This is a genomic window from Deferrivibrio essentukiensis, assembly GCF_020480685.1.
Lineage (GTDB): Bacteria > Chrysiogenota > Deferribacteres > Deferribacterales > Deferrivibrionaceae > Deferrivibrio > Deferrivibrio essentukiensis.
In genome coordinates this window covers 153,256-160,284 of sequence record NZ_JAJAFU010000004.1, presented here as the reverse complement: position 1 = coordinate 160,284, position 7,029 = coordinate 153,256, and the positions used below count along the sequence as shown (strand labels likewise).

Here is a 7,029-nt window from a genome sequence, read left to right as displayed (position 1 = left end):
GATCTATGAAGAAGCTTTTTTTAAGCACAGTTTTAGTTTTTGTAATGGCACTAAGTGTTTTTGCAAGTGACAATTCATTATGGGAGAAGTCGACTCTTAATCAAATTATGAAAAGGGGCGAGTTAAGAGTAGGGCTTGAGTCAGGCTACAAACCTTTTGAAATGACAGCAAAAAATGGCGAAATTATCGGTTTTGATGTTGATATCGCTAAGCAAATGGCAAAAGCTATGGGCGTAAAACTTACACTTGTCAACACCGCTTGGGATGGAATAATTCCGGCACTTATTACTGAAAAATTTGATATTATTATGTCAGGGATGACAATAACACCTCAGAGAAATTTGCAGGTAAATTTTGCTGACCCTAATATCGTAGTCGGACAAACCATATTGATTAAAAAAGAGCTTGCTGGCAAAGTTAAATCTTATAAAGATTTAAATGATGAAAAATATGTAATCGCCACTAAATTGGGTGTTACTGCTGACTTTGCTACAAAAAAATATATGCCAAAAGCTAAGAAAAATCTTTTCGAAACAGAGTCAGATGCTTTTCAAGACTTTATTAATGGTAAAGCCGATGCATTTGTATATGACCTTCCACTTTGCGCTTTTTACTATGCTGACTACAAAGATAAGTTAGTTTTTCTTGACCAGCCTTTTACTTATGAGCCTCTTGCTTGGGCTGTAAGAAAAGGTGACCCTGACTTTTTAAACTGGCTTAACAATTTCTTAAGGCAGATTAAAAATGACGGCACTTATGACAAAATTTATGAAAAGTGGTTCAAAAGCGACGAATGGAAAAAACAAGTCAAATAAACTTTTATGGCCTGCACAAGCAGGCCTTTAACTTTTATGCTTAATTTCTTAAGTTATGTAATGATTAAAAGAATTACAAGGGGCATTAATGGAAAGTAAATTAAAACAATTTTTATGGAATGTAGCGTTTGTTTTGATTTTAATAGGTATAGGTTATGGGCTTTATGCCACAACAAAAAAAGTGGACTATATTTGGAGATGGAACAGGCTTACTCAGTTTATTGTGAACACCTCTGCTTCCGTAATCAGAGCACCATTTGACGGCACAGTTAATATTAAGGGGAAAGAAATAATTGTTACCTCTGACTCCGGTGAGACCAAAACTTTCAAAAAATTTAACGAAGTATCCGTCATGGATGGTGATTTGGTTTTTGAAGGAGATGTGATTGCAAAAGTTAAGCAGATAAAGCCTGGACCTCTATTGGTAGGACTATATGTAACATTAAAAATCTCAGTCATATCTATCTTCTTTGCTATTATTATCGGTATTATCGCGGGTATTTTCAGAATATCAAATAATCCGGTACTAAAAAAATTGACAATTACATATATAGAGCTCATCAGAGGGACCCCTCTTTTAGTTCAAATCTTCATTTTTTACTTTTTTATCGGGACTGTCTTAAATCTCGATAGGTTTACTGCAGGTGTTGCCGCTCTTTCGATTTTCGCAGGTGCATATATTGCAGAGATAGTAAGGGCTGGCATTCAATCAATCCCGAAAGGGCAGATGGAAGCAGCCAGAAGCTTAGGTATGAACTATTATCAGGCGATGAGATATATTGTCTTACCTCAGGCATTAAAAAGAACTTTGCCACCAATGGCCGGACAGTTTATATCCTTGATAAAAGACTCTTCTCTCGTTTCTGTTATATCAATTACTGATTTGACAAAAGCTGGTCGGGAAGTTGTTACTTCTACATTTAGCCCTTTTGAAGTATGGTTTACTGTTGCTCTACTTTATTTAGTGTTGACATCAGGGTTATCATTTGTAGTACAATTGTTAGAAAGAAGATTGGCAGAGAGTGATTAATATGAATGAACCTATTATTATTGCAGAAAACGTTGTAAAAATTTATCCAAATGGAGTAAAAGCACTAAAAGGGGTGTCTTTAAATGTTGCCAAAGGAGAGGTTGTAGTTGTTATAGGACCAAGTGGTTCAGGTAAGTCAACATTTTTAAGGACATTAAACCTTCTTGAAACTATTAACAAAGGGAAAATTATAATAGACGGCATCCCTCTTACAGATAAAAAGACAAATATCAATAAAGTTAGAGAAGAGGTTGGAATGGTGTTCCAGCAGTTCAACCTTTTTCCCCACATGACTGCTTTAGCTAATATTACTTTAGCACCTATGAAAGTAAGAAAAATGAACGAAAAGGAAGCTACCGAAATAGCAATGAATCTTTTGGAAAAGGTTGGACTTGCCGACAGAGCAAACAGCTACCCAAGTCAATTATCCGGTGGACAGCAACAGAGAATAGCAATAGCAAGGGCTCTTGCTATGAGGCCAAAGATAATGCTTTTTGATGAGCCTACAAGCGCACTTGACCCAGAAATGATTGGTGAAGTTCTTGACGTTATGAAAACCCTTGCAAAAGAAGGGATGACTATGGTAGTTGTCACTCATGAGATGGGATTTGCACGAGAAGTAGCGGACAGAGTTGTATTTATGGACCTTGGAGAAATTGTTGAAACGGGGACACCTATGGAACTCTTTTCAAATCCTAAAAATGACAGATTGAAGCAATTTTTGGGGCAAATATTATAGTATGTTTTTTTCTAAAAAATATAAGGTAATAGTTAAAAATAAAAATATTACCGTAGAAGCAAAATCTGGTTCAAAGCTTTTTCAGGTATTAAAAGACAATAATATACCTATACAATCTCTATGCTCCGGCGATGGTCAATGTGGTAAATGTAAAGTAAAAATTACATCTGTCGACGGTAAGGAAATAAACAAACCTACAAAAAAAGACCGCTTGATGATTGCTCTTGTTAACTTAGATGCAGGATACAGGCTCGCCTGCGAATACACAATTAAGCAAGATATCATTGTAGACACGGAAGAATGGATTATAAGGGAAAACTATAACCCTGAAATAGTGGGTGTCAAAAAATCTGAAAAACAGGTTACCAAAGATAAACAAATCGAGTCTGACAATGTAAATACCACTGACTCAGCTGATGAGGAGAGTACAAACAATACTCAATCATCTACAGGTGAAATAGAGAAAAAAAGTCCTCCTATAATTAAAGAAGAGCATTCAATTAGTGACGGTCTTATTCTAATTCAGTTTAATACGGGAATTAAATATTACTTTTTTTCAAGTGGAATAGACAATATTTCTCACTCGGGCACAGTTAAAACCTCTGAAACTTTAGTAAACTTAATTGATGACAATACCGTTTCTGACTTTATTTATGAAAACATAAAAGTTCCAGATTTTGAAAGGATTATTTTTGTTCTTGAAAAACCACATTTTGAGGGAAAAAATCTTCTTGATATCGTCAATTATTACTCATTTGAATTAGGTTCGGTATTTTGTGAAGTCATACAACCTATAAATTCCCCGCGGCAGCTTACATCATTTTTTAGGCTTACATCAAACTTAAAAAACAATAGCCTTATTTTATCCCTTGATTCACTATCGAGTGCACACTATGTAGATTCTAATGGAGTCATATACAATATCGATCTACGTTACATTACAGACGAATACGGATTTGAAGACCTCTTTTTCCTTGAAGGGAAAAATCCTATACTTGAAGTTTCCGAGGATTTTGGAAACTTAAAAATCAAAGAGCCTCTGGTTGATCCTGACTCTTTAACCATAACTGCAAAACTGCAGGCACTCAGAAATATGCTTTTATATGGAATAATTAATAATGACTTTTCTTTTAATGAAAGGCAGAGCTTAATGGACAAAATCCCTATTGAAATACTTGTAAAAATATCACAAATAGATGACAAAAAAATATTCTATATCTATAGAAAGAAAGGGGTCAGTCTTTATATTGATGAGGACTTTATTGAAAAGATAAAATATCTGAAAGTTATTTTAAATTCGTTGTTTGAATATATTGAAACCAATTACGGGAAAATACAAAATATCAGCATTAATAGCTTTATTAATTTTGAAAATCTCATAAATAATTTACTTGATATTAACATAATCCCTAAGAAATATTCCAAAAAAGTATCTTTTTTTACCGGTGACCCTACAGTATTAGCAGCCAAATTTTTCTCAATGCCGACTATTGAAAATTACACCCAAAACAAGATTAAAGAAACATTGCAAATCAAATTGCACAACGACAACAGTTTTTCCGAAATTTTTAATAGGAACTTGAAAACACTATAAACTAAGTACTTTTATTATTGCTTCTTTTAAATCTTTTGCTCTTACCGGTTTATTTATATATTCTACAGCACCAAGTGAAGTAAGGTGTTTGTATGATTTAAAGCTTCCAAAAGCTGTGATAACCACCACCTTTACATCTTTGTCAAATTTCCTTAAATTTTCAATGAATTGAGCACCATCCATCTCAGGCATTCTAAGGTCTGTCACGATCACATCATAACTTTTATTTTTGGCAAACTTCAACCCTTCTAAGCCATTCTCAGCGGCATCAACATTATAACCTTCAAGCTTCAACACTTCAGCATACCCCAATCTTGTATGCTCTTCGTCATCCACCACTAAAATTTTTATTTCGGATTTCTCCATCGCTACCCTCTCTCTCCATCGTATTTAATTATTTCACCAACCTGATACAGAGGATAAACTGTTGATACAGCAGTCTTATAAATTAGCTGTTGTCTATCTTCAAAAGATGTCAGCATTGTATAGTCATCAAATCCGATTAAAAGCCCTTTTACTTTTACACCATTTCTTAAATAAGCGACAATAGGAGACCTTGATTTACGCACTTCGTTAAGAAAAATATCCTGCATAGGGGGCCTAACATGCTTTGGATGTCTGCCCTTGTGAGCTTGATAATAAGTCTTACTTATATATTCCACATCAATAACGTCTTTAGCAGAAGCTATTGTAGCTATATCCCTTTTAGCAATATTAATCTTCACACCGGCATCATCAATTATAATAGTATATTGATCGAAATCTACGATTTTGCCTCTAAAACGCTCTTTATTAGACATAATAAAAAGCAAAGGGATATCGCCCACCCTTGCATTTTGCAGAAAAACAAACTCAAGTTGTGCATAAAGATACATAATTCCCCCGAATTAAATTAGCTAATATTAAATAAGTATTTGAATTTTGTCAACTAAATGTATTGAATATCAAGAAATAGCTTGACTTAAGAAGTCAGACAAATTCAGTTCAAAAGTCAAATTCTCTTCCGTTTTAGGGTGCATAAATGACATTTTAGAACACATAAGGGTCAATCTTTTATCTTCAGATTTCTCTCCATATAAGAAATCTTTTGCTAATGGGAATTTAATCGATTTCAAGTGGACTCTTATCTGATGAGTTCTTCCTGTTAAGGGTATTGCCTTAACAAGAGTAGTATTTTTAAATTCCTTTATTGGGAGAAATGTTGTTATGGCTTTCCTGCCCGATTTAAAGTTAATTTTGTATCTCCCTTTTGAGTTTCTTTTTGAGATTGGCAACATCACTGTTACAGGAAGAAAACCTGTCCCTTTAACCAGCGCCAAGTACTCTTTTTCAACTTCCCCTTTTTCAAACTGTTCATTTATTCTTTTATGAACAAATGTGTCCTTTGCAAATATCATTACACCGGAAGTGCCGAAATCAAGCCTATGTGTAACAAAAATCTCACCATATTTTTCTTTTAATATACTTTTTAGGGTAGGGAGGTTTTTATCATATCTATCCTCCACTACAAGTATCCCGTGAGGCTTGTTAATCACTACCAAAAAATCATCTTCGTAAACAACCGGAATATCAGAAAATTGAATCTTTATCATAAATATAACATTTAACTTCGCTTCCGGCTTTTATCTCCCCGGTAGTATCTTCATCTACTACAATATAGCTGTTACTGGATGCAATAGATGAGATAATGTGAGAATCCTGAGTGCCGTATGGCGTCACCATAAATTCCCTTCGCACATCGTCATATTTCAAAATTCCTCTATTGAAATGTACCCTTTTGTTTTTCTTAAACATTGGCACAGTTGTTGTTGCAGTTACCACATCATTTAAATATTTATCTAATCCGGTCATCTTTTTCAAAAACGGGAGTATATAAAAAAATGTACAAAACGCTGAACTTACAGGATTACCCGGCAGAGCAAAAATCGGTTTTTCCCCAAATAAACCAAATGAAAATGGTTTTCCAGGCTTTTGACTTACCCCTTTAAAAATCCAATTAATTGCCAAAGTCTTACCAGAATTGGTTACCACGTCAAAATCCCCTTCGGAAATACCTGCTGAAGTTATTATAAAATCATAATTGTTGGCAGACTTAATTTTGTCAACCAAGTCGTCGACACTATCTTTTGCAATGCCCAAATAAGTAACTTGTGCACCATTAGACTCTAAAAGGTTTGCTATATAAAAACTGTTTGCATCAATTGTTTTAAAACTATCTGCATTATCCCCCGGGTAAGCAAGCTCATTACCGGTGCCAATAACAAGCGCTTTAGGTTTAGTATAAACCTTTACAAAATTTACTCCAACGGAAATCAGTCTGGCATAAATTTCCGGGGTAACAACTTTCCCTTTTACCTCAATAACGCTTCCAACACCAACATCTTCCCCTTTTACTCTTATATTTGCGCCTTTCTTCTTTTCTTTTAAAATAGTCACTTGATCTTCAACTTGCTCTGTAACTTCATATTCTACAACCGTATCTGCACCTTCAGGAACAAATGCCCCTGTCATAATCTTAAATGCTTCTCCATTATTCAAAGAAAGCCCTTCAATACTGTCACCTGCCTGGATATTTCCAATAACCTTAAGCTTTACAGGTATATTTTTGATATCCTCAAACTTCACTGCATAACCGTCCATTGCAGAATTATCAAGTGGCGGCAAAAACCTTTTTGAAATAGGATTTTCAAAAAGTACTCTACCGGGAGCAGTAAATATATCTACAAATTCATAACTCATTACTTTAGCACATTTAAGTACTTCATTCAGTGCATCTAAAGGTCTTATAAGATTTCCAGCCATATCTACCTCAAATTTATCTTTATTTTTTTTAAAATATTACATACTTTAT

Annotated in this window: 8 protein-coding genes; 4 read left to right on the top strand and 4 right to left on the bottom strand. The window is 34.3% G+C overall.

Features of this window, described 5'->3' with window-relative positions:
* Positions 1 to 5: 5 nt before the first annotated feature.
* The 4 genes from LF845_RS03810 to LF845_RS03795 all read left to right on the top strand — a co-directional run bounded on the left by LF845_RS03810 (position 6) and on the right by LF845_RS03795 (position 4,178).
* A complete protein-coding gene (locus tag LF845_RS03810; protein ID WP_242819675.1) occupies positions 6 to 815 on the top strand; it encodes a transporter substrate-binding domain-containing protein in 810 nt (269 codons plus the stop codon).
* 88 nt (positions 816 to 903) lie between these two features.
* Complete coding sequence (locus LF845_RS03805; RefSeq protein WP_242819673.1) at positions 904 to 1,845, top strand: amino acid ABC transporter permease; 942 nt, start codon at positions 904 to 906, stop codon at positions 1,843 to 1,845.
* Position 1,846: 1 nt separating this feature from the next.
* Complete coding sequence (locus LF845_RS03800) at positions 1,847 to 2,584, top strand: amino acid ABC transporter ATP-binding protein (RefSeq protein WP_242819672.1); 738 nt, start codon at positions 1,847 to 1,849, stop codon at positions 2,582 to 2,584.
* Position 2,585: 1 nt separating this feature from the next.
* Complete coding sequence (locus tag LF845_RS03795; protein ID WP_242819671.1) at positions 2,586 to 4,178, top strand: 2Fe-2S iron-sulfur cluster-binding protein; 1,593 nt, start codon at positions 2,586 to 2,588, stop codon at positions 4,176 to 4,178.
* On the opposite strand, the gene LF845_RS03790 is transcribed toward LF845_RS03795, so the two are convergent.
* The 4 genes from LF845_RS03790 to LF845_RS03775 all read right to left on the bottom strand — a co-directional run bounded on the left by LF845_RS03790 (position 4,173) and on the right by LF845_RS03775 (position 6,980).
* Positions 4,173 to 4,544 (bottom strand): response regulator, encoded by a 372-nt coding sequence (locus LF845_RS03790; protein ID WP_242819670.1) that lies wholly within the window; start codon positions 4,542 to 4,544, stop codon positions 4,173 to 4,175. The genes LF845_RS03795 and LF845_RS03790 overlap by 6 nt on opposite strands.
* A 2-nt stretch (positions 4,545 to 4,546) precedes the next feature.
* Positions 4,547 to 5,053, bottom strand: a complete 507-nt coding sequence (gene hfq, locus LF845_RS03785; protein WP_242819669.1) for an RNA chaperone Hfq — start codon at positions 5,051 to 5,053, stop codon at positions 4,547 to 4,549.
* Positions 5,054 to 5,122: 69 nt separating this feature from the next.
* Positions 5,123 to 5,770, bottom strand: a complete 648-nt coding sequence (locus LF845_RS03780) for an RluA family pseudouridine synthase (RefSeq protein WP_242819668.1) — start codon at positions 5,768 to 5,770, stop codon at positions 5,123 to 5,125.
* Positions 5,748 to 6,980 carry a molybdopterin molybdotransferase MoeA gene (locus tag LF845_RS03775; RefSeq protein WP_242819667.1) on the bottom strand — a complete coding sequence of 411 codons (1,233 nt, stop codon included), beginning with the start codon at positions 6,978 to 6,980 and terminating at the stop codon, positions 5,748 to 5,750. The genes LF845_RS03780 and LF845_RS03775 overlap by 23 nt, the downstream gene beginning before the upstream one ends.
* Between the last annotated feature and the right edge of the window lie 49 nt (positions 6,981 to 7,029).

Excerpts from the sequence above, each read along its gene's own strand:
- LF845_RS03805 (WP_242819673.1), top strand. The coding sequence starts at position 904 with ATGGAAAGTAAATTAAAACAATTTTTATGGAATGTAGCGTTTGTTTTG.
- LF845_RS03775 (WP_242819667.1), bottom strand. The coding sequence starts at position 6,980 with ATGGCTGGAAATCTTATAAGACCTTTAGATGCACTGAATGAAGTACTT.
- LF845_RS03790 (WP_242819670.1), bottom strand. The coding sequence starts at position 4,544 with ATGGAGAAATCCGAAATAAAAATTTTAGTGGTGGATGACGAAGAGCAT.
- LF845_RS03810 (WP_242819675.1), top strand. The coding sequence starts at position 6 with ATGAAGAAGCTTTTTTTAAGCACAGTTTTAGTTTTTGTAATGGCACTA.
- LF845_RS03800 (WP_242819672.1), top strand. The coding sequence starts at position 1,847 with ATGAATGAACCTATTATTATTGCAGAAAACGTTGTAAAAATTTATCCA.
- LF845_RS03795 (WP_242819671.1), top strand. The coding sequence starts at position 2,586 with ATGTTTTTTTCTAAAAAATATAAGGTAATAGTTAAAAATAAAAATATT.
- LF845_RS03780 (WP_242819668.1), bottom strand. The coding sequence starts at position 5,770 with ATGATAAAGATTCAATTTTCTGATATTCCGGTTGTTTACGAAGATGAT.
- hfq (WP_242819669.1), bottom strand. The coding sequence starts at position 5,053 with ATGTATCTTTATGCACAACTTGAGTTTGTTTTTCTGCAAAATGCAAGG.